This window comes from Streptomyces sp. NPDC058092, assembly GCF_042884935.1.
GTDB lineage: Bacteria > Actinomycetota > Actinomycetes > Streptomycetales > Streptomycetaceae > Streptomyces.
Window position 1 is genome coordinate 58233 of the sequence record NZ_JBHVSY010000023.1, and the last position, 20676, is coordinate 78908.

The 20676-nt window shown below is 71.3% G+C and carries 13 protein-coding genes and 1 pseudogene; 4 read left to right on the forward strand and 10 right to left on the reverse strand.

Translation table 11 applies throughout. From position 1 onward, the window contains the following. Positions 1 to 37 precede the first annotated feature (37 nt). The 6 genes from ACFVV1_RS30690 to ACFVV1_RS30715 all read right to left on the reverse strand — a co-directional run bounded on the left by ACFVV1_RS30690 (position 38) and on the right by ACFVV1_RS30715 (position 6099). On the reverse strand, positions 38 to 982 hold the full coding sequence (locus ACFVV1_RS30690; RefSeq protein WP_389995851.1) for an ornithine cyclodeaminase family protein: 945 nt from the start codon (positions 980 to 982) through the stop codon (positions 38 to 40). Beyond that, positions 979 to 1980, reverse strand: coding sequence for a proline racemase family protein (locus ACFVV1_RS30695; RefSeq protein WP_389995853.1), 1002 nt, complete (start codon positions 1978 to 1980; stop codon positions 979 to 981). The genes ACFVV1_RS30690 and ACFVV1_RS30695 overlap by 4 nt, the downstream gene beginning before the upstream one ends. A gap of 93 nt (positions 1981 to 2073) precedes the next feature. Then, the gene (locus ACFVV1_RS30700) at positions 2074 to 2982 is read right to left on the reverse strand and encodes a dihydrodipicolinate synthase family protein (protein WP_389995856.1); all 909 of its coding nucleotides are present in this window, start codon (positions 2980 to 2982) and stop codon (positions 2074 to 2076) included. A gap of 111 nt (positions 2983 to 3093) precedes the next feature. Continuing rightward, positions 3094 to 4608 (reverse strand): NAD(P)/FAD-dependent oxidoreductase, encoded by a 1515-nt coding sequence (locus ACFVV1_RS30705; RefSeq protein ID WP_389995858.1) that lies wholly within the window; start codon positions 4606 to 4608, stop codon positions 3094 to 3096. Further along, positions 4589 to 4915, reverse strand: a complete 327-nt coding sequence (locus tag ACFVV1_RS30710; protein ID WP_389995861.1) for a (2Fe-2S)-binding protein — start codon at positions 4913 to 4915, stop codon at positions 4589 to 4591. Before ACFVV1_RS30710 ends, ACFVV1_RS30705 begins: the two co-directional genes overlap by 20 nt. Continuing rightward, positions 4912 to 6099, reverse strand: coding sequence for an NAD(P)/FAD-dependent oxidoreductase (locus ACFVV1_RS30715; protein ID WP_389995864.1), 1188 nt, complete (start codon positions 6097 to 6099; stop codon positions 4912 to 4914). The genes ACFVV1_RS30710 and ACFVV1_RS30715 overlap by 4 nt, the downstream gene beginning before the upstream one ends. 62 nt (positions 6100 to 6161) lie before the next feature. On the opposite strand from ACFVV1_RS30715, the pseudogene ACFVV1_RS30720 reads away from it, so the two are divergent. Next, positions 6162 to 7482: pseudogene (locus ACFVV1_RS30720) on the forward strand (glycoside hydrolase family 38 C-terminal domain-containing protein); the annotation flags it as partial. 30 nt (positions 7483 to 7512) lie between these two features. On the opposite strand, the gene ACFVV1_RS30725 reads toward ACFVV1_RS30720, so the two are convergent. The 3 genes from ACFVV1_RS30725 to ACFVV1_RS30735 form a co-directional block, all read right to left on the reverse strand. Then, a complete protein-coding gene (locus tag ACFVV1_RS30725) occupies positions 7513 to 9255 on the reverse strand; it encodes a pyruvate dehydrogenase (protein WP_389995866.1) in 1743 nt (580 codons plus the stop codon). 65 nt (positions 9256 to 9320) lie between these two features. Further along, positions 9321 to 10925: a protein phosphatase 2C domain-containing protein gene (locus ACFVV1_RS30730; RefSeq protein WP_389995868.1), complete on the reverse strand. Its 1605-nt coding sequence runs from the start codon at positions 10923 to 10925 to the stop codon at positions 9321 to 9323. 128 nt (positions 10926 to 11053) lie between these two features. Next, on the reverse strand, positions 11054 to 14818 hold the full coding sequence (locus tag ACFVV1_RS30735) for a S8 family serine peptidase (RefSeq protein ID WP_389995871.1): 3765 nt from the start codon (positions 14816 to 14818) through the stop codon (positions 11054 to 11056). Positions 14819 to 15027: 209 nt separating this feature from the next. On the opposite strand from ACFVV1_RS30735, the gene ACFVV1_RS30740 reads away from it, so the two are divergent. The 3 genes from ACFVV1_RS30740 (at position 15028) to ACFVV1_RS30750 (ending at position 19213) form a co-directional block, all read left to right on the forward strand. Further along, on the forward strand, positions 15028 to 16017 hold the full coding sequence (locus ACFVV1_RS30740) for a helix-turn-helix domain-containing protein (RefSeq protein ID WP_389995874.1): 990 nt from the start codon (positions 15028 to 15030) through the stop codon (positions 16015 to 16017). A 166-nt stretch (positions 16018 to 16183) separates the two neighbouring features. Further along, on the forward strand, positions 16184 to 16666 hold the full coding sequence (locus ACFVV1_RS30745) for a DUF456 domain-containing protein (protein ID WP_389995876.1): 483 nt from the start codon (positions 16184 to 16186) through the stop codon (positions 16664 to 16666). A gap of 159 nt (positions 16667 to 16825) precedes the next feature. Continuing rightward, entirely contained in the window at positions 16826 to 19213 is a 2388-nt protein-coding gene (locus ACFVV1_RS30750; RefSeq protein ID WP_389995879.1) for a glycoside hydrolase family 95-like protein, read from the forward strand. A 16-nt stretch (positions 19214 to 19229) separates the two neighbouring features. Here ACFVV1_RS30750 and ACFVV1_RS30755 read toward each other — a convergent pair whose 3' ends face one another. Further along, positions 19230 to 20606, reverse strand: a complete 1377-nt coding sequence (locus tag ACFVV1_RS30755; RefSeq protein ID WP_389996035.1) for a bifunctional transcriptional activator/DNA repair enzyme AdaA — start codon at positions 20604 to 20606, stop codon at positions 19230 to 19232. Positions 20607 to 20676 lie beyond the last annotated feature (70 nt).

Consider the following 20676-nt stretch of genomic DNA (forward strand, 5'->3'; position numbering starts at 1 on the left):
GCTCGCGCGCGTCGTTCCAAGCCTGTGGACAACTCGGTCAGAGCGCCGAATCCCGGTGCACCGCGGCGGCGACCGCAAGGTCTTCCCAGCCCATTCCGACGCTCTTGAAGAACCGGGGGCACTCGCGGGCAGCCGGCTTCTCGCCGAGGCTCCGGCCGGCCACCAGGTCGGCGAGGGTGCCGGTGATGTCGTCGGCGCTGAAGGCCCCTTCCGCCATCGGGATCAGCAGATCGCCCGCCTCCGACAGGGCCGCCGCCCTCGATTCGACGAACACGGCGGAGCGCGACACCAGGGCGGTGTCGACCTCCCGGGCATCCGGGGTGTGCGAGCCGACCGCGACGACCACCGCCTCGTCCGGTACGAGGGTGCCGTCGAACAGTGGGGTCGCGGACGTGGTGCAGCAGAGCACCAGATCGGCCGTGGCGACCTCCTCCGCCCCGTGCGTCTCGCTCGCGCGGGCGTCCACGCCGAGCCGGCGGGCGTGCTCGACCAGTGCGGCGACCCGGTGCTGGGTGCGGCCGATCACGGTGACCCGTTCGACGCGGCGTTCCGCGCGGACCGCGGCAAGGTGCCCGTAAGCCTGCGGGCCCGTTCCGAAGAGCACCAGGTGGCGCAGGACGGGCCCGGTGAGGTGGCGGATCGCGAGTGCGGACACGGCCGGTGTGCGCAACGTGGTGAGCGCGGCTCCGTCGAGCAGGGCCAGCGGCAGCAGCGTGGGACCGTCGAGCAGCAGATAGCTTCCGGTGATCCGGGGCAGGCCGTGTGCCGGGTTGCCGGGGGCGACTCCGGCGATCTTCACCCCGGTCACCTGCTGGGTGGTGGCAGGCATGATCAGCAGTTCGCCGCCGGGCACGGTGACATGGTGCCGGGCGGGGGAGGTTTCCGGATCGAGCCCCCCGCTCAGCGCCGCCGCCAGGGCGTCCACGGCTCCCGCCGGTCCCAGGGCCTCGATGTCGTCGGCGCCGAGCAGGGGCAATTTCACAGCAGGAATCCTTCGGGGAAGGGGTCGGACGGGTTCAGGAAGAATTGTGCGGTACCGGTGATCCAGGCGCGGCCCGTGACCGTCGGGACGACGGCGGGCAGCCCGCCGACGGTGGTCTGCTCGACGAGGCGCCCGGTGAACGAGGTTCCGATGAAGGACTCGTTCACGAAGTCGGTGTCCAGGGGCAGTTCGCCGCGCGCGTGCAGCTGGGCCATGCGCGCCGAGGTGCCGGTTCCGCAGGGCGACCGGTCGAACCAGCCGGGGTGGATCGCCATCGCATGCCGGGAGTGGCGGGCGTCGGAACCGGGCGCGATGAACTGCACGTGCTTGAGGCCGTGAATGGCCGGGTCCTCCGGGTGGACGGGCCGGTCGGCCACGTTGACCGCGTCCATCAGAGCGAGTCCGGCCGCCAGGATGTCGTCCTTGCGCGCCCGGTCGAAGGGCAGCCCGAGGTCGGACAGACGCACCATCGCGTAGAAGTTGCCGCCGAAGGCGAGGTCGTAGCGCACCGGTCCGTGGCCGGGCACGTCCACTGTCCGGTCGAGTGCGACGCTGAACGCGGGAACGTTGGTCAGCGTGACAGCGCTGGCCGCGCCGTCCCGCACCTGTACGTCGACGCTGACGAGTCCTGCCGGGGTGTCCAGCCGTACGGTCGTGACGGGTTCGGTGACCTCGACCATGCCGGTCTCCACCAGAACGGTCGCGACCCCGATGGTGCCGTGCCCGCACATCGGCAGAAACCCGGAGACCTCTATATAGAGGACGCCGAAGTCCGCGTCGGGCCGGGTCGGCGGCTGGAGGATCGCGCCGCTCATGGCGGCATGGCCGCGTGGTTCGTACATGAGCAGGGTGCGCACTGCGTCCCGGTGCTCCTGGAAGTACCTGCGCCGTTCGGCCATCGTGGCGCCGGGGATGGTGCCGATGCCACCGGTGATGACGCGGGTGGGCATGCCCTCGGTGTGTGAGTCGACCGCATGGAATATGTGACGTGTCTGCAAGGCTCCCCCTCGTTCGTCACGAAGAACACAAAGAAGATGAAGAACGGGCTGCGTCGGGCATTGACCGGACGTACGCCGTCGGAAGAACCGCGCTCAGCGGAGGCCACCGGCCAGTGCTTTCTCCGTCGCGGCACGTACGGCCGCCGCGTCGTCGTCGGGCAGGGGAAGGCGCGGCGGGCGGGTACGGCCGCCGTGGCGTCCGGCGACGTCCATGGACGCCTTGATGGCCTGGACGAACTCCGGCTTCGAGTCCCACCTCAGCAGGGAATGCAGTTCCCGGTACAAGGGCAGTGCAGTTGCCATGTCACCCGTCACAGCCGCCCGGTAGAGCTCGACGCAGCAGGACGGCAGCATGTTCGGGCAGCCGGCGATCCAGCCGACGGCCCCGGCGAGTGCAAGTTCAAGCAGGACGTCGTCGGCACCCACGAGCAGGTCGAGGCCGGGGGCCTGTTCAGCGATCTCGTAGGCCCTTCGGACATCGCCGCTGAACTCCTTGACCGCAACGATGCTGCCCTCCTGGTGGAGGGCGGCGAGCAGGCCCGGTGCCAGGTCCACCTTGGTGTCGTACGGGTTGTTGTACGCGACCACCGGAACCCCCACTCGGGCCACCTCGGCGTAGTGGGCGCGGACCGCCGCGTCCTCGCAGCGGTAGCCGTTGGGCGGCAGGAGCAGCACGGAGCCGGCACCCGCCTCCGCAGCCCGTTCCGCCCAGCGCCGCGACTCCGCGCTGCCGTAGGCGGAGACGCCCGGCATGACGCGGCTGCCGTCGCCCGCCGCTTCGACGGCGACCCGGACCACCTGCTCGCGTTCGCTGTCGGTCAGGGTCTGGTATTCCCCCAGTGATCCGTTGGGCACCACACCGTCGCAACCGGCCGCGATGAGCTGCTGTACGTGCGTGGCATAGGCGTCGTAGTCGATCGTGCAGTCTTCGCGCAGGGTGATCGGGGTGGCGACCATGACGCCGTGCCAGGGGCGGGTGCGCGGGTGGGCGTTCGTCTGCATCGTGGCTCCTTGAGAGGTGTGACATGTCACGGTGTAGCGGGGTGAAGCGTGGGCGGCAGTGCGCGATGCCGAGGCCCGTCGGGAAGTGGCCGCGGTTCTGCGCAGATGGTTCTATCCGGGGTCGGCCAGGTCGGCGAGCGTGGACAGTTTCACGGGGCAGGCCAGCGGACGCCGGTCAGGGCCCTCCGGCACCTCCCCGGTGGCGCGTCCCGAACGGTGCGCGGCGGCCAGTTCGCGTACGGCGAATCCGCACGTACGGCCCTGGCACCACCCCATTCCGGCCCGGGTCAGCAGTTTCACCGTCCTGGTATCGGCGGCGCCCAGTTCCTCGCACGCGGTACGAATCCGGCCCGCGGTGACCTCTTCGCAGCGGCAGACCTCGGTATCGCCGGTCAGCCACGCGCTCCACCCGGCCTCCGGCCGGTGCGCGGCCCCCATCACCGCGGCGAAGGCCCGCAGACGACGCCGGGAACGACGCAGAGCGACCACTCTGCGCGCCGCGCCCCTCCGCGCCCCGATCCCCACCCCGATCCCCGCCGCGCCCCGAACGTCGCGAATGACCGAGAGTGCGGCCAACTCACCCTCGCACAGGGCCAGTTCGATACCACCGATGCCGCCGGTCTCCCCCGCCGCCCAGACCCCCTGTGTGGTGGTCCTCAGCTGCTCGTCCAGGACGACCGCATGCGTACCGTCGGCGCACAGGCGCGTACCGCACCCCGCCGCCAGGGCGAGTTCCAGCTGAGGAACGAGGCCGTGCCCCACGGCGAGTGCGTCGCAGGCGATCTCACGGCCGGACCCCGGCACGGGACGCCACCGGCGGTCCACCCGGCTGACGGTCACCCCTTCCACCCGGTCGTCGCCGTGCACGTCGGTGACTGCCCGGTGAGTCAGCACACGGACTCCGGAGCGGGCCAGTGCCGCCGCGTAGCGGGCCCCTTCCGCCGCCTTGCCGGGATTGGCGGCCAGCACCCGGGGAGCGCGCGCGTAGGCCCCGTAACCGGACGCCTCGATCAGTGCCGGAACGCTCGCACCGGCACGCGTCAGCGACAGGGCAACGGCCTGCAGGAGCGGCCCGCTCCCCGCGACCACGATCCGGCGGCCGGGCAGCACCAGGCCGGACTTGAGCATGGCCTGGGCGCCCGCAGCGCTCACCACCCCCGGAAGTGTCCAGCCGGGGAAGGGCAGTTGACGCTCGTGGGCGCCGGTCGCCAGCAGCAGCCGGCCGGCCCGGACCGCCGAACGGCGTTCCCCCTTGTCTTCGGTGACAGCTCCGGTGACGGCGTGCAGGATCCAGTCGCCGCCGGCGGCGCGCTCGACCGTCCACACCTGATGGTCGGAAAGATGACGGATCGCGCCGGAGTCACGGTGCGCCGCGAGTCGTGAGGAGAGTTCGGCGAAGACGCTCCAGCCGTGATGGAGGGCGTCGGGCCGGGTGGCGCCGAGGCCGTCGGCAGGGCTGCGGTAGTACTGTCCACCGGGCGCGACGGCCGCGTCCAGCAGAACCACGTCGAGCCCGTCGTCGGCCGCTGTGACGGCAGCGGCCAGACCGGCCGGTCCCGCACCCACCACGGCGAGTTCGGCGCGGTCCGCGCCCCGTGGCCGGTGTTCAGCTGTCGACTGGGGCATGCCCGTCACCCTCCTGCGTGGTGATGGCGTCGCCGGAACGCGCGGGAAGCAGGCACGCCCGCTGGTTGGGACGGCCGTTGACGGTGGCCAGGCAGTCGTAACAGGCACCGATGCCGCAGAAGGCTCCCCGCGGCCGACCGTGGACGCGTGTGGTGCGCCAGGTCAGGATGCCCGCCGCCCAGAGTGCGGCGGCGATGCTCTGGCCCGGCAGTCCGCGGATCGGGCGGCCGTCGAAGGTGAGCCGGAACTCCGGTTCGGGCTCGGCCCCGACGAGTTCGGCGGGGGTACGTGCGCGGGTGCGTCTCACAGGTTCCTCTCCTGGGGCACGGGGGGCACGGGGGCCGCGTCGAACCGGTCGGGCGCGAAGGGTCCGAGATCGAGTGCCGGCCGGCGCCCGCCGATCGTGTCGGCGATCAACAGTCCGGTCGCGGGGGCCAGTCCGATCCCGGCTCCTTCATGGCCGCAGGCGTGGAAGAGGCCCGGTACCCGGGGGTCCGGGCCGATCGCGGGCAGATGGTCGGGCAGATAGGGGCGGAATCCCTGGTAGGCGCGCAGCACCCGCACATCCGCCAGTACGGGGAACAGTGCGGCGGCCCGCGCGGCCAGCCGGGCGACCACCGGTACGGACAACGTCCGGTCGAAGCCGACCCGTTCGCGGCTGGCCCCGATCAGCACCGGACCCGAGGGGGTTCCCTCCACCACCGGCGAGGTCTGCAGCGCCGCGGACCCGCTCGACACATCGGCCACGTACTCCGCCGCATAGACCTTGTGCCGGATCAGCCGCGGCAACGGCTCGGTGACGAGTACGAAGCCCCTGCGAGGCAGGACCGGCAGGTCCACCCCGGCCAGTGCGGCCAGCTCGCCGCCCCAGGTGCCGGCCGCGTTGACGACCACAGGGGCCCGCAGTTCCTCGCGCGTGGTCCGCACCCCGCGTACGGCACCCTTCGAGTCCCTGAGTATCCCGACGACCTCCTCCCCGGACCGCAGGACCGCTCCCGCGCGACCGGCCGCCCGCAACAACTCGGCTGCTGCCAGCGCTGGTTGAACCTGGGCATCCTGCGGGTAGTGGCACCCTCCGGCGAGGTGCGGTGCGAGGTGGGGCTCGACGTCCCGTAGCCGGTCGCATGTGACGTGGTACGCCTCGACTCCGGCGCTCCGCTGGCCTGCGGCCGTCGTGGACAGGATGGCCAGGGACTCCTCGGACGCGGCCACGACCAGGCCGCCTTTGAGTTCGTATTCGATGTCCGCGGGCAGTTCCTCCGACAGTCGGCGCCACAACTCGGCGGAGAGCAGGGCAAGTTCCAGTTCGGGGCCGGGCAGTTTGTCGGAGACCAGGAGGTTGCCCTCCCCGGCTCCGGTGGTGCCTCCGGCGACCGGCCCGCGATCGACGACGGCTACGGACAGTCCGGACCGGGAGGCGTAGTAGGCACAGGCGGCACCGACCACTCCGGCCCCGACGATGACGACATCCAGGGGCTGTCTCATGAGCACGGCAGTAATATGTCACATTGCTCTAGAGGCGCCAAGGGTGCGTGCAAGGTCAGTTGATCAGCCTGGCGGCTTTCAACTCGTCCCCGTATCACCGCAGTCAGGTCATCGAGCTGGGCGCGGAGGCGAGCGCGGTGCTGCCCTCCGGCGCACGGGTGCCGCCGCTGGGCCACGGGCGTACAGCGGTGCTGGCCCAGGCACCCGGGCTGGGCACCGGTCTGCTGGACGGCTCGGCGGTTCCGGAACGCGCGGTCACGGCGACCGGGTACGCGATCGAATCAGCGGGTGGTTCGGCAACCGGCCCGGCGCGCGAAGGATTCGTACTCGACAACGGGCTGCTCCGAGTCGTCGTCGACGGCGACGGATTGATCACCGCCGTCCGCGATCTCGACGCGGGGCGGGACATGCTCGCCCCCGGTCACCGGGCCAACCTCCTTCAGCTGCAGCCGGATCACCCCAATCGCTGGGATGCCTGGGACATCGACCGGCACTACCGCCGCACCCGCACCGATCTCACCGACGCCGACTCCGTCGATCTGGTCGAGGAGGGGCCGTTGCGGACCGCTGTCCGGGTGACACGGTCGTTCGGGGGGCGCGCATCGCGCAGGTGACACGGTCGTTCGGGGGGCGCGCATCGCGCAGGTGATCCGGCTGGCCGCGGGCAGCCGGCGGATCGACATCGAGACGGAGGTGGACTGGCAGGAGTCGGAGAAGGTCCTCAAGGCGTCGTTCCCGCTCGATGTGCATGCCGAACGGTCCACGGCCGAGATCCAGTTCGGGCACATCCATCGTCCCACGCACGACAACACCGCCTGGGACGCGGCTCGTTTCGAGATCTGCGCCCATCGCCGGCTGCGGGTCGCCGAACCGGGATACGGCGTCGCGTTGCTCAACGACTCCACGTACGGTCACGAGGTGACACGGACCCCGCACGGTGCGGGCCTGGGCACGACCGTACGGCTGACGCTGCTGCGCGCCCCGCACAGCCCGGACCCGGAGACCGACCTCGGTACGCACCGGTTCACGTACGCTCTCGCGCCGGGCGGCGAGATCACGGACGCGGTACGGGAAGGGCTGGCGCTCAATCTGCCGTTGCGGGCGGCCGTGGCCCCGGCCCTGCCGTCACTTGTCAGCACCGGACATCCGGCGGTCACGGTGGAGTCGGTGAAGCTCGCCGAGGACCGCGGCGGCGATGTGATCGTACGGCTGTACGAGTCGGCGGGAGGGCGCGCCGACACGACGCTGCGGGTCGGATTCCCGGTCGCACAGGCCCGGATCACCGACCTTCTGGAACGGCCACTGCACGAAGCGGAGACCGATGAGCACGGTCTCGTGCTGTCGCTGCGGCCGTTCCAGATCCTGACGGTGCGGCTGACCCCGGCGTGAGGTCCGGTCGGCCCCCGCCCCGGCTTCCGGTCAGGGGCGGGGCACGTTCCGCAGGTTGGAACGGGCCATCTGGACCATCCGGCCCACCCCTCCGTCCAGCACGATCTTGCTGGCGGAGAGCGCGAAACCGGTCACCATGTCCGCGCTGATCTTCGGCGGGATGGAGAGCGCGTTGGGGTCGGTGACGACATCGACGAGCGCCGGGCCCTTGTGCTTGAAGGCGTCCTTGAGGGCGCTTTCCAGCTGCTTGGGCTTCTCGACCCGGACGCCGTACGCCCCGGCGGCCCGGGCGATCGCCGCGAAGTCCGGGTTCTTGTTGGCCGTACCGAACGACGGCAGTCCGGCGACCAGCATCTCCAACTCGACCATGCTGAGTGAGGAGTTGTTGAACACCACGACCTTCACCGGCAGGTCGTACTGCACCAGGGTGAGGAAGTCGCCCATCAGCATGGTGAATCCGCCGTCGCCGGACATCGACACCACCTGCCGGTTCCGGTCGATGAACTGGGCTCCGATGGCCTGCGGCAGCGCGTTCGCCATCGAGCCGTGACTGAACGAGCCGATGACACGGCGCTTGCCGTTGGGCGAGAGGTAGCGGGCCGCCCAGACATTGCACATGCCGGTGTCGACGGTGAACACGGCGTCGTCGTCGGCCAGTTCGTCCAGCACCGAGGCGACGTACTCCGGGTGGATCGGGATGTGCTTCTCGACCTTGCGGGTGTACGCCTTGACCACGCCCTCCAGTGCGTCGGCGTGCTTCTTCAGCATCCGGTCGAGGAACTTGCGGTCGGTCTTGACCTTCACCCGCGGAGTCAGACAGCGAAGCGTCTCGCGGACATCGCCCCAGATCGCCAGATCCAGCTTGGAACGGCGGCCGAGGTGCTCGGGCCGCACATCGACCTGGACGATCTTCACATCGTTGGGGAGGAAGGCGTTGTACGGGAAGTCGGTGCCGAGCAGGATGAGGAGATCGCACTCGTTGGTCGCCTCGTAGGCGGCGCCGTAGCCGAGCAGCCCGCTCATGCCGACGTCGTACGGGTTGTCGTACTGGATCCATTCCTTGCCGCGCAGCGCGTGCCCGACCGGGGACTTCACCCGTTCGGCGAACTCCATCACCTCGGCGTGGGCGCCCGCCGTGCCGCTGCCGCAGAACAATGTCACACGTTTCGCCTCGTCGACCATGCGGCAGAGTTTCTCGATCTCCGCGTCACCGGGCCGTACCGTCGGCCGCGAGGTGACCAGGGCGTGCTCGATCGACTTCTCCGGGGCGGGCTGCGAGGCGATGTCACCCGGCATCGCGACGACGCTGACCCCGCCTCGGCCGATCGCGTGCTGAATGGCCGTCTGGAGCAGCCGCGGCATCTGCTGCGGGTTGGAGATCATCTCGTTGTAGTGGCTGCACTCCTGGAAGAGCAGCTCCGGATGGGTCTCCTGGAAGTAGCCGAGACCGATCTCGCTCGACGGGATGTGCGAGGCGAGGGCGAGAACGGGTGCCATGGAGCGGTGCGCGTCGTAGAGGCCGTTGATGAGGTGCAGGTTGCCGGGGCCGCAGGATCCGGCGCAGGCCGCCAGGGAGCCGGTGATCTGGGCCTCGGCTCCGGCGGCGAACGCGGCGGTTTCCTCGTGCCTGACCTGGATCCAGTCGATGGCCGAGTTCCGGCGAATGGCGTCGACGACCGGGTTGAGGCTATCGCCGACGACCCCGTACATGCGCTTGACCCCCGCCCGGACGAGGATGTCGACGAACTGCTCCGACACATTCTGCTTGGCCATGGGTGCGTACCCTTTCCGCGCTTCGGCTTCCGGACTCCGTATCCATCAACCCATGACGCGCGCGGTTACGCCTCCCAGACCGCGGCACTCGTGCGGTCGCCGGAGTACCCCTTCACCCTGAGCTGGGAGTCCGCGAGGAAGGTCGCGAGCCCGGGCGCACGGTCGTCGGCCCAGCGTTCGGCCAGTTCCCGGGCCAGGGCGGGCTCGCCGCGCAGTGGTTCGGCGAGGCCGGTGCTGCACAGCAGCAGCGTGTCCCCCGGCCGGGCCACCGAGGCCCGGAACCGGAACGGCTCGGCGGGCGGAGGTCCGGATCCGGCCGCGGCTTCGCCACCGACGTCACCACCGGGTTCCGGAACCTCCGGTTCGAGGTCCTGCCAGACGCCGTCGCGCAGCCGGAAGAGCCCTCCGGCGCCGACGCCGAAGAAGATCCTGGTACGGCAGTCGAGATCCGCCGACAGCAGGAGGCAGCGCAGCCCCGCGGTGTACTGCTCCGGTTCGAGGCCCAGTTCGGCGGCGCGGGCGCGCAGCTTGCCGTAGGTGCGGTCGGTGAGACGGTGCAGGCCGGATCTGAGGTCGTCGCGGCGGCCGGCCCCTATGTCCTCGGAGAGCCTGGCATGGCTGCGGCCCACGGCACCGCCGATCCAGCGGCAGGCGTCGGCCGCCGCCAGATGCGCCCGCCCGGTGGCGCGGGCCCCGGTGGCGACGGCGACCAGGACGAGCGCGCTCCGGTCGGTGCCGAACCGTACGGTGAGCAGTGCGTCGCGGCGGGGCTCGCCGCGGAACCGCGCGGAGTCCCCGCGCACGGAGGCGGCGCGCAGGGTGTACGTGCCGTACCGGGCGCCGTCGAGCACGGTGTCGGCGACGAGACCGTCGAGCTCCTGGGGGACGGTGGCGGGCAGCGCGGTGGGCTCGGCGTCGTAGGTGGGTGGCCGGTCACCCACATGGCCGATGACGGGGCGTCCGGCGGGAGCGGATGCGGGCTCGGGAGCCTGTGCGGTGACGTCGGTGGTGGTGACGTCGGTGGCGGTGACGTCGGTAGCGGGGCCGTCGGTGGCGGGGCCGTGCGGGGCAACGGTCCTCTCAGCGGCCGGCCGTTTGGGCAGAGGCGGCACCTGCGGCACCGGCGCGGACGCTCCAGTGGCGACGGCCGGGTGGGACGACTCCGACGCCCCAGGCCCCTCGGGCACCTCTCTCGACTCGGGCGGCACGGGCAGCGCGGGCGCCTCGGGCGGCAGATCCGGTGACGACGGCGGGTCAGGGACGGGCGGTGGATCGGCCGGAACCGGCGGTGCGGCGAAGGCGCGCGGCTGCGGCGGGCCCGCCGGGGCCGCCCCCGCCGCGTGCAGGGACGCGACGGGCGGCTCCTCCCACGGAGTCCGCCCCCGCACCGGCTGAGGCACCACCGGCGCGGACGCCGGAGGCGGAGGATCGGCCGCCGCGGCGACCGGAGCCGAACCCGGAGGCGGAGCCGCGGCCGAAGCCCCGTCCAGGTCCCCTTCCCCCTCGCTCCCCCCGCGCCCGCCCCGGCCCACCGCGTCCGACGCCGAGTCGAAGCGGTCGTCGACGCTGTCGGCCGCGTCGGTCGCCCCGGTGTCCCTGGCGGTCTCGTCGTACAGCCTGCGCCACCAGTCGTCCTCGTGGGCGGCGGACCTCTCCCCCTGCTGACTCATGCCCTTATTGTCGACCGCACGGGCCGTACGAAAACGGGTCATCCGGAAATAGTGGCCGGGTAAAAGAGGTCCGCCGGGCGTCCCCACCCCCCACGGGAAGGACGCCCGGCGGACCGGTCGGGACGTGATCAGCGCACGGCGTACGCGTCGTTCACGGTCTGGATGACGGAGTTGCCGTTGGCGTCCGTCAGTTCGGTCTTCAGGGTGACCGGCTTGCCGGCCGCGCCCCCGTGGTTCACGGTCGCGGTCCACCGGCCGCCCTGCTGTGCGGTGGTGGCCCGGGTCCAGGTCTCGCCACCGTCGTACGAGTAGGAGACCTCGGCGGCGACCAGCTTGCCGGGCGTGTAGCCCGCGTGGCCGGTGACGCTCAGGCCGATCGTCTGACCGTCCTTCGCCGCAAGGGTCTTGAGCCCGTCGGTCTCCAGGTCGTAGCCCGGGAAGAGCAGCGGGATCCCCTGCGAGTACACGTTCTCGTCCCGCTTCGAACGGAACTTCCAGGTGGTCTCGGTCCGGGTGGACCGCTTCCACACGGCGGCGGGCTGGCCGAACTTGGTGGTGCTCATGGTGAGTTCGTACGCGGCGTCCCCGGCCGGGACAGTGAACACCCCGGACGGCCAGCCGGACTCGCCGAGCACTTCACCACCGCTGGTCAGCCGCATGTTGCCGATGTCTCCGAAGGAGCCCTGGAGACCGGCGTGCTCGGTGTCGCTCCAGAAGCCCGGGGCGACGCCGATCAGGTTGTCCTGCCGTTCGGCGGCGAGCTGGACCTTGCCCGCTGCGTCGCGCGGAGCGGCCGGGGCCGGGATGCCCCGGTACCAGTTCTCCGTACGCTTCGAGCCCGCCGTGTAGGTACGGGGCCGGTCGACCATGTACTCGCCCCAGGGGAAGCTGGAGGAGAGGTAGCGCTCCCAGCCGGTGTCGCCCGCCGAGTAGTACTCGGTGCGCTTGCCGGGGACGGCGACGGTGTCGAATCCACCGGAGTAACTCCCGCCGTACGGGCGGTTGATGATCATCGTGTCGACGTAGTCGGCCGCGATGCCCATCGCCTCGTACGTGGCGGTCGACTTGCCGAGCTTGCTGTCACGGACCTTGTAGGTGCGGTCCGAGGTGACGGGGCCGGTCTCGGGGAAGGCGAGGTTGTAGACGAACGGGCTGTTGGCGGTGGCCTTCCAGCTCAGCTTCACGGGGCCGTCGGCCAGGGCGGCCTTCAGGGCGTCGGCCTCGCTCGACTCGATACCGAGAGAGGGCAACGGTGCCGGACCGTATCCGACGGACGGCTTCCAGGAGCCCGCGGACGGCCGGTACGCGATGACCGCCTTGGCGCCCGCGGCCTTGGCGTTCCGCGCCTGAGTGGCCATCGCCCCGTCATCGGCGATCTTGACCAGGGCGATCTTGCCCGAGACACCGGCGGCCTTCAGCTCGTCGGGGGTGCCGGTGCCCGCGTCGACGAGGGCGGCCTCCCCGGTACCGTCGAGGTTGACGGAGCCGGTGCTCGCCACCGTCGGGTGCAGAGCGGCGCCGCCGACGACCGACAGCTTCTCGATCTGCGGCGCGTACGCTCGCCAGAAGCTGGCGAACTCGAAGTCGCCGTCACTTGCCTTGCCCTGCACATCGGCCAGGTAGTTCTTGACGAGGCCGGTGCCGCTGATGGAGCCCGAGTGCAGCCATGTGCCGTCCCAGCTGCGGCCGAAGGAGAGCGTGGTGGAGCGGTTCTCGGACGCGCGGTCCTCCGTCGTCACCTGGATCCGGTGGGCCTTGCGGGCGTCCAGGACCAGGGTGGTGTCCTTGGTGACGTTCAGCTGCGGCCGCGCGAGGTAGCCCACGGACTCGACCAGCTTGCCGGTGGCGTCCTTCGCGTCGGGCGTCGTGATGAAGCTGGAGACGAAGTACGCACCGGGGCGCACCTGGTAGACCTGGTCGGTGGCGGCGTCGTTGAAGCGGCGCTCACCGCTGGCGGTGTCGGTGCCGATGACGTCCAGCGAGGAGGCGCCCGCGGCGGGCTTGCCGGTACGGTCGACGAGCTTGACGCGCAGGGTGACGGTCTCCGCTTCGACGTACAGCGAGAACGGGGTGGAGACCTTGACGCCGTCGGCGCCGGTGGCCAGCACACGCCCGGTGACATCGCCGTACTGGGCGGCCGTCAGCTTCGCCGTCGGGTCGATGTGCAGCGGAACCTTGACGGTGGCTCCGGCCGGAACGGTGACGGTGCTCGCGTCGAGCTTCGCGACCGAGGAGCGGACGTCCGACCCGTCATTGCCGGTGACGCCCTGGACCTTCAGCGACAGCTTCACCGGCTCGGTGCCGGAGTTGGTGTACGGGACCTCGACGGTGGTGCGGTCGCTCTTGTCCTGCGGCCAGTTGAAGGTGCCGGCCTGGACGGCGGGGGCGCCGACGACGGTGGTGTCGATGGCGGCCTTCACATCGAGGCGGCCACCGCCGGTCTCGCGTACGTCGCCGGGGATGTCGCTCTTCGCGGACGACACGAGGGCCGCCTTGATCTGCTGGGCGGTCCAGTCCGGGTGACGCTGCTTCACGATGGCTGCGGCGCCCGCGACATGCGGGGTGGCCATCGACGTACCGGACATGGTGCGGTACGCGTAGATTCCCCGCCCGCCGGCCGCGGCGGCCGAGATGTTGACGCCGGGCGCCGAGATCTCGGGCTTGAGGGTGTGCGAGCCGATCGCGGGTCCGCGGCTGGAGAACTGGGCCGTGGAGTCGTCGCGGTCGACGGCGCCGACGGTCAGCACGCTCGGGGCGCAGCCCGGCGAGGAGACGGTGTTCAGCGTCGGTCCCGAGTTTCCGGCCGCGATCACGAACAGGGTGTTCTTGCTCTGGGCGAGTTCCTCGGCGGCGACGCTCATCGGGTCGGTGCAGTCGGTCGGCGTCGGGCTGCCGAGGCTCATGGAGACGACGTCGGCCTTCTGGTCGACGGCCCACTGCATTCCGGCGATGATCCAGGACTCGGCACCGGAGCCGCTGTCGTTGAGGACCTTGCCGGCGAGCAGGTCGGCGCCGGGGGCGACGCCCTTCTTCTTGCCGTCGCCGGCCGCTCCGGAGCCGCCCACGGTGGAGATGGTGTGGGTGCCGTGGCCCTGCCGGTCGTCGGTGGTGTCGGAGTCGGTGAAGTTCTCCGAGGCGGCGATCCGGCCCTTGAGGTCGGGGTGTTCGGCGTCGACACCGGTGTCGAGCACGGCGACCTTGGTGCCCTTGCCGTCGTATCCGGCGGCCCAGGCGAGGTCGGCGCCGATCTGCTTGGTCGACTTGTCGAGGGTGGCCTGAACCTTGCGGTCGAGCCAGAGCTTCTTCAGACCGGAGGCCGAGCGGGAACGGGTGTTGGTGACGTCCGACCAGAAGTCGGCGGCCTTCGCCTTGTCCGCCTTGAGCGCAACGCCGTCGATCGCGTCGAGTGCGAGTCCGCGCTCGGCGCCGCGCGGGGTGGCGGGCGCGGAGCGGGCCGTGTCCTTGCCGTAGACGGCGATCAGCGGCAGCGACTTGGTGCTCGCGTCGTCGTAGCCCTGGCGGATGAGTCCGGTGACGTTGAAGAGTTCTTCGTCGACCGTGCCCGCAGCCAGCGCGTCGGTGGCGGTGTCGGGGTAGACGTAGAGGTCCTTGCCGGACTGCCTGGTCTGGACGAGGGGGACGGTGCCGTCCTCGCGCGGCAGTGCGGTGACCGACGCGGCCCCCGAACTGTCCGTGCTCACCAGAACCTTGTCGCCGGTCACCAGAGTGACGGTGACCGGTTTGGCCGCCTTGGCGGCGGCGGCCGCACTGCCGGTCAGTGGTCTCTTGGCGCTCGTATCGTCCTGCGGCGCTGCCGTGGACGGTGCGATCGCGGTGACGGCCAGGACGGCGGCGGTGGCCGCTCCCAGCGCCATACGCGATATCGGACGCATCGCTCTCCCCAAGTAAAACCGGAACACCTGTGAACAGACCGTGGGATTCCGGAGGTTGTCGGTACTGCGGTGGCGCCACATTGGCAGAGCGACGGGCGATAAAGGGATGATGTACAGGGCGGGTTTACGCCGTGGCCGCTTTCCGCCACGGCCGGGCACCCGAAGACAGCGACATCGTGCGGAATCAATGCGTCCGGAGGAGTCCAGGGGTGCTGGGAGCCATAGGTCTCGACGAGATACAGGAGTCGGCGTACCGCGCGCTCGTGACGGTGGGAGCCGCGGAGGTCTCCGATCTCGCGCACCGGCTGGCTCTTCCCGAGTCGGACACGGAGCGGGCGTTGCGCCGGCTGGAACAGCACGGGCTGGCCGCGCAGGCATCGTCCCGCACGGGCCGTTGGGTGGCCGCGCCGCCCGGGGTGGCGCTGGGGGCGCTGCTGACCCAGCAGCGCCATGAGCTGGAGCAGGCGGAGCTGACGGCGGCACTGCTCGCCGAGGAGTACCGGGCGGAGGCCACCGAGCCGGCCGTGCACGATCTGGTCGAGGTGGTGACGGGCGCGAGCGCGGTGGCGCACCGCTTCCACCAGTTGCAGCTGGGTGCCACGAGCGAGGTGTGCGCCCTGGTCACCGGCAAGCCGATCGCGGTGAGCGGAATGGAGAACGAGGCCGAGGAGCAGGCCGCCACGCGCGGGGTGTCGTTCCGGGTGGTCATCGAACGCGAGGTGCTGTCGCTGCCGTCCGGGATCCTGGAACTGTCGGCCGCGCTGAGCCGTGACGAGCGGTGCCGGGTCGTGGACCGGGTGCCCACCAAGCTGGTCGTCGCCGACGGCGCCCTGGCGATGGTGCCGCTGACCGGACGGGGCGCCGAGCCGGCGGCGCTGGTGGTGCATGCCTCCGGGCTGCTGGAGTCGCTGATGGGGCTCTTCGAGGCGGTGTGGCGCGAGGCCATGCCGCTCAGGCTCGGCGAGAGCGGCCGGCTGGAGGAGGTGTCCACCGGGCCCGATCCGACGGACCTGGAGATCCTGTCGCTGCTGCTGGCCGGGCTGACGGATGCGAGCGTGGCGAAGCAGCTGGAGCTCGGGCTGCGGACCGTGCAGCGGCGGGTGAAGGGGCTGATGGAGCTGACCGGGGTGTCGACCCGACTGCAACTGGGCTGGCACGCGTACGAACGGGGCTGGGTGTCCCGGGCCGCTCGGACCTGAGCCGGCGCCTCTCCCGGCAGGCTTCGTCCCGTCACGGCACCCGGCCCCGCCGGATGCCTCGGCACGGTGTTCCCGCAGCGCCGTTACGGCCCTGAGCTGCGTAGACGTCCCCTGCCCGGGGCCGCGCTGACGGGCGGGACCGGCCGGACTCCGGCACGCTGGTCAGATGGGTGTGTGGCAACTCGTCGCCGTCGGCCTGGTCATGTTCCTCGGCCTGGTCGGCGTGCTGGTGCCAGGCGTTCCGGGGCAGGCGATCGTCTGGGCCGCCGTGCTGTGGTGGGCGCTGACCGACATGACGCCGGCCGCCTGGAGCGTACTCATCGGGGCCACGGCGCTTCTGCTGGTGAACCAGGCGCTGAAGCCGCTGCTGCCGCATCGCCGCCCCCGTGAGTCGGGGGCCCCGCGCAAGACGCTGATGCTGGGCGGGATCGGCGGGATCGTGGGCTTCTTCGTAGTGCCGGTGGTGGGCGGGATCATCGGCTACGTGGGGGCGATCTACGGGGCGGAACGGTTGCGGCTCGGCAGCAGCGGGGCAGGGTGGGCGTCGGTCCGCTCGGTGATGCGGGCGACCGGCTATGCGGTGCTCGTCGAGCTCTTCGCGTGTCTGCTGGTGACAGGGGCCTGGCTGGGCACGGTGCTCTGGGGCTGACCCCGTACCCCTGAACAACCAGGTGGATGCCGTACAGATGGACGGAAGCACATCGGATGTCTCCCTCTCTATTGACGCAAGGATGCCCCATGCCTACCTTCCCTGAAGGAATAGCTCGGATGAATTGTTGTGCCTGCATACGAGTCGCCAGGAGACGCCTTGCCCCCAGCACCGGACCGCTCCCGCCCGTCCCGGAACGAAACCCGGGACCCTTCCCGTAGAAGCGTCCTCGCCACCGGCAGTGCGATCGGCGGCGCGCTCGTGGTGGGCGGCGCGGCGGCCGTCCCCGCCCGGGCGGCCACCCCCGACGCCCCGGCGGCCACCGCCCCGGCCCCCGTCACCGTCCACTCCCCCGACGACGCCTGGCGCACGGTCCTGGACGACGCCGACCTGCTCTGGCAGAAGCTCCCGAAGACCTGGTACGAGGGCCCGTATCTGGGCAACGGCCGCCTCGGCTCCGGCATCTACGCCGAGCCCGGCGCCACCACCACGGCCATCCGCTTCAACGTCCAGCACTCCGAGGTCCAGGACCACCGCCCCGAGTTCGGCTCCCTCTTCGGCCTCGCCCGCCTCCCGATCGGCCATTTCACCCTGGAACCGGCCGGCACCATCACGGGCATCGAGTGGTGGATGCGACTGCGCACCGCCGAACTCGAAGGCACGATCACCACCACCGCGGGCACCCTGAAGCTCCGGGCCTTCGTCCACTCCGCCAGCGACCTGCTGGCCGTGGAGGTCACCCCGAGCGCGGGCGAGCAGGACTTCCGCTGGGTCTTCCACCCCGCCGACGCGATCAGCCCGAGGGCCGCTTTCAAGCCCCTCCCGGACGGCTACACCGGCAACCCTCCCGCGGTGACCGAACAGCACGCCGGGACCACCGCCGCCGTCCAGCCGCTGCTCGCGGGCGGCCACCACGTCACCGCCTGGCGCGAGCGCACCAGGGGCACGGCCCGCACCCTGTACGTCACGGTCGCGCACTCCCACCCCACGACGACGGCCCTTGACCGTGCGCTGCGCACGGTCAAATCCGCCTCCGCGCTCCCGTACGGTCTGCTGGCGGCGCCCCACCGCACCTGGTGGGACCGGTTCTACCGGAAGAGCTTCCTGTCCCTGCCCGACGCCCGGCTGCAGCGCTTCTACTGGATCCAGCTGTACAAAACGGCGTCGGCGGCCCGCAAGGACGCACCCGTGATGGCCACCTCCGGCCCCTGGCTGGAGCCCACGCCCTGGCCGAACACCTGGTGGAACCTCAACGTCCAGCTGGAGTACTGGCTGATCCACGGCTCCAACCACCTGGAGCTGGACGCCGTCACCCGCGCCCTGAGCGAATTCCGCGACCAGCTCTCCCGCGAGGTCGCCGCCCCCTACCGGGCGGACTCGGCCGGCATGCCCCGCACCACCGACCCCCAGCTGGTCAACGGAGCGTCGGTCCCCGACGGCGGCTTCGGCGTCGGCATCCCCGGCCAGGACCAGCCCACCCCCGAGGTCGGCAATCTGACCTGGGCGCTGCACAACGTATGGCTCTCCTACCGCCACACCATGGACGAGTCGATCCTGCGCGACACCCTCTTCCCCCTGCTGCGCAAGGCCGTCAACTACTACCTGCACTTCCTGACGCCCGGCGCGGACGGAAAACTGCATCTCCCGGCGACGTTCTCCCCCGAGTACGGCGTGAACGCGCCCGACTGCAACTACGACCTGATGCTGCTGCGCTGGGGCTGTCGCACCCTGCTGGACTCGGCGCGGGAACTCGGCGTCCACGACCCGCTGACCGCCCGCTGGCAGGAGGTCCTGGCCAGGCTCGCGCCGTACCCGGTCGACGCGAACGGCTTCATGATCGGCGCCGGGGTGCCGTTCGCGCAGTCGCACCGCCACTACTCGCACATGCTCGCGGTCTACCCGCTGTACGAGCTGACGGGCGCGACGCCCGACGAACGCGCCCTGATCGAGAGGTCCCTCGCCCACTGGGTGGGCTTCGAAGGCGCCCTGCAGGGCTACACCTTCACCGGCGCCGCGTCGATGTCCGCGCTGCTCGGCAAGGGCGAGGACGCGCTGAAGTACCTGGGGCAGCTGATGAGCCGGTTCATCCAGGCGAACACCATGTACAAGGAGTCGGGCCCGGTCATCGAGACCCCGCTCTCGGCCGCCCAGTCGCTGCACGACATGGTGTGCCAGTCGTGGGGCGGCACGATCAGGGTCTTCCCGGCTCTGCCCGCCGCCTGGCGGGACATGACCGTCCATGACTTCCGCACCCAGGGTGCGTTCCTGCTGAGCGCGGTACGCGAAGAGGGACGGACCCGCTGGGTACGGGTGACCAGCGAGGCGGGCGCGCCGTGCGTCGTACGCCACGGCATCGAGGGTGCCGTCGAGATCCGCGACCGGCACGGACGCCCGCTGGATCACGAGGAGTTGGCCGACGGTACGGTACGCATCCGCCTGCGCAAGGGCGACTCGGCGCTGATCACGGCCGAGGGCGACCGCCCGGACCTGACCATCCGCCCGGTCACGGCGAACGATCCCGCACCACGCTGGGGGCTGCCCGCCTGAACCCCGTCACCAACCTTCATGGACAGAACGCCCAGGACGGGCCCAGGAGGCTCAGGTGGCGCACGGCGTACGAACGCCACGGCCGCCACCGCTCGGACCCGGGCCTGCCCTCCGGGTCCACATCGGGGTCGCCGAGCGCCCGCATCCTGATCAGTCCCGCCGCTGCCGGGCCGATCCCCGGCAGCCGCAGCAGTGCCTGCTCGGCCTCGTCGCGGTCGGCCCCGGTGTCGAGCCGTACGTCCCCGTCGGCGAGGGCGGCCGCCAGCGCCCGCAGCGCCGGGTCGTCCACCGCACCGGCCAGCACCCCCGGCTCGGGGAACACATGCGTGAGCCCGCCGCAGGGGACGTCGAGGACCTTGCCGTACCTCTCCACGAGCCGCTCCGCCCCGGACCTGCCCACCAGCGTCCGTACGGCGAACTCCTCCGGATCGGCGGCGCCCGGCGAGCGAAGCCCGGGTCGGGCGGCGACGCCCGGTGCCAGGCACGGGTCGGCGCCGAGCCGCTCGTCGACGGCGTACGGATCGGCGTCCAGGTCGAAGAGGCGCCGCAGCCGCTGCACGGCCGTCGTCAGATCCCGCAGGTCCGTGAGGTGGATCCGGGCGTCGAGCCAGGACCCGGCGGACCGCTCGTCGACGGCCACGATGCCCGTCCCGTACGGCAGCCGCAGGGTGCGCCGGTAGGTGCGCGTGCCCGGCTCGCCGCTGACCTCCTCGATCCGGGCGACCGTCTCGCCGGCCAGCAGGTCGAAGGCCTCGCGGGCCGCGTACGGCCCCCGGTGGGCCAGCCGCAGCGGGACCCCGGTGGTCCGCGCCTCCCGTACCGCCGCTCCCAGCCCCGTACCGGCCTCGGCCCGCAGGGCGCTGGGCGTGCGGGCGTAGATCTGCCGGATCGTGTCGTTGAACTGGCGCACGCTGGCGAATCCGGACGCGAAGGCGATCTCGGTCACCGGCAGAGTGGTCGTCTGGAGCAGCACGCGTGCGGTGTGGGCCCGCTGGGCGCGAGCGAGCGCGACGGGCCCGGCGCCCAGCTCCGCGTTGAGCTGCCGCTGCACCTGGCGTGAGCTGTAACCGAGCCGGTGGGCGAGACCGGGCACGCCCTCCCGGTCGACCACGCCGTCGCCGATCATCCGCATGGCGCGGCCCACGACATCGGCCCGTACGTTCCAGTCGGCGGAACCGGGCACGGCGTCCGGGCGGCAGCGCCTGCATGCCCGGAAGCCGTTGCCCTGCGCGGCGGCGGCGGTCGGGAAGAACCGTACGTTCTTCCGCTTGGGGGTGACGGCGGGGCAGCTCGGCCGGCAGTAGATTCCGGTCGTTTCGACGGCGAAGAAGAACTCCCCGTCGAAACGGGCGTCGCGGCTGCTCACCGCCTCGTACCTGGTCCGTTCGTCCATCACACCGTCCAGTGTGCGGCACCCCCGGGTACCGCACTCGCGGTTTTCGGACGTCGACCGGGTCAACAGG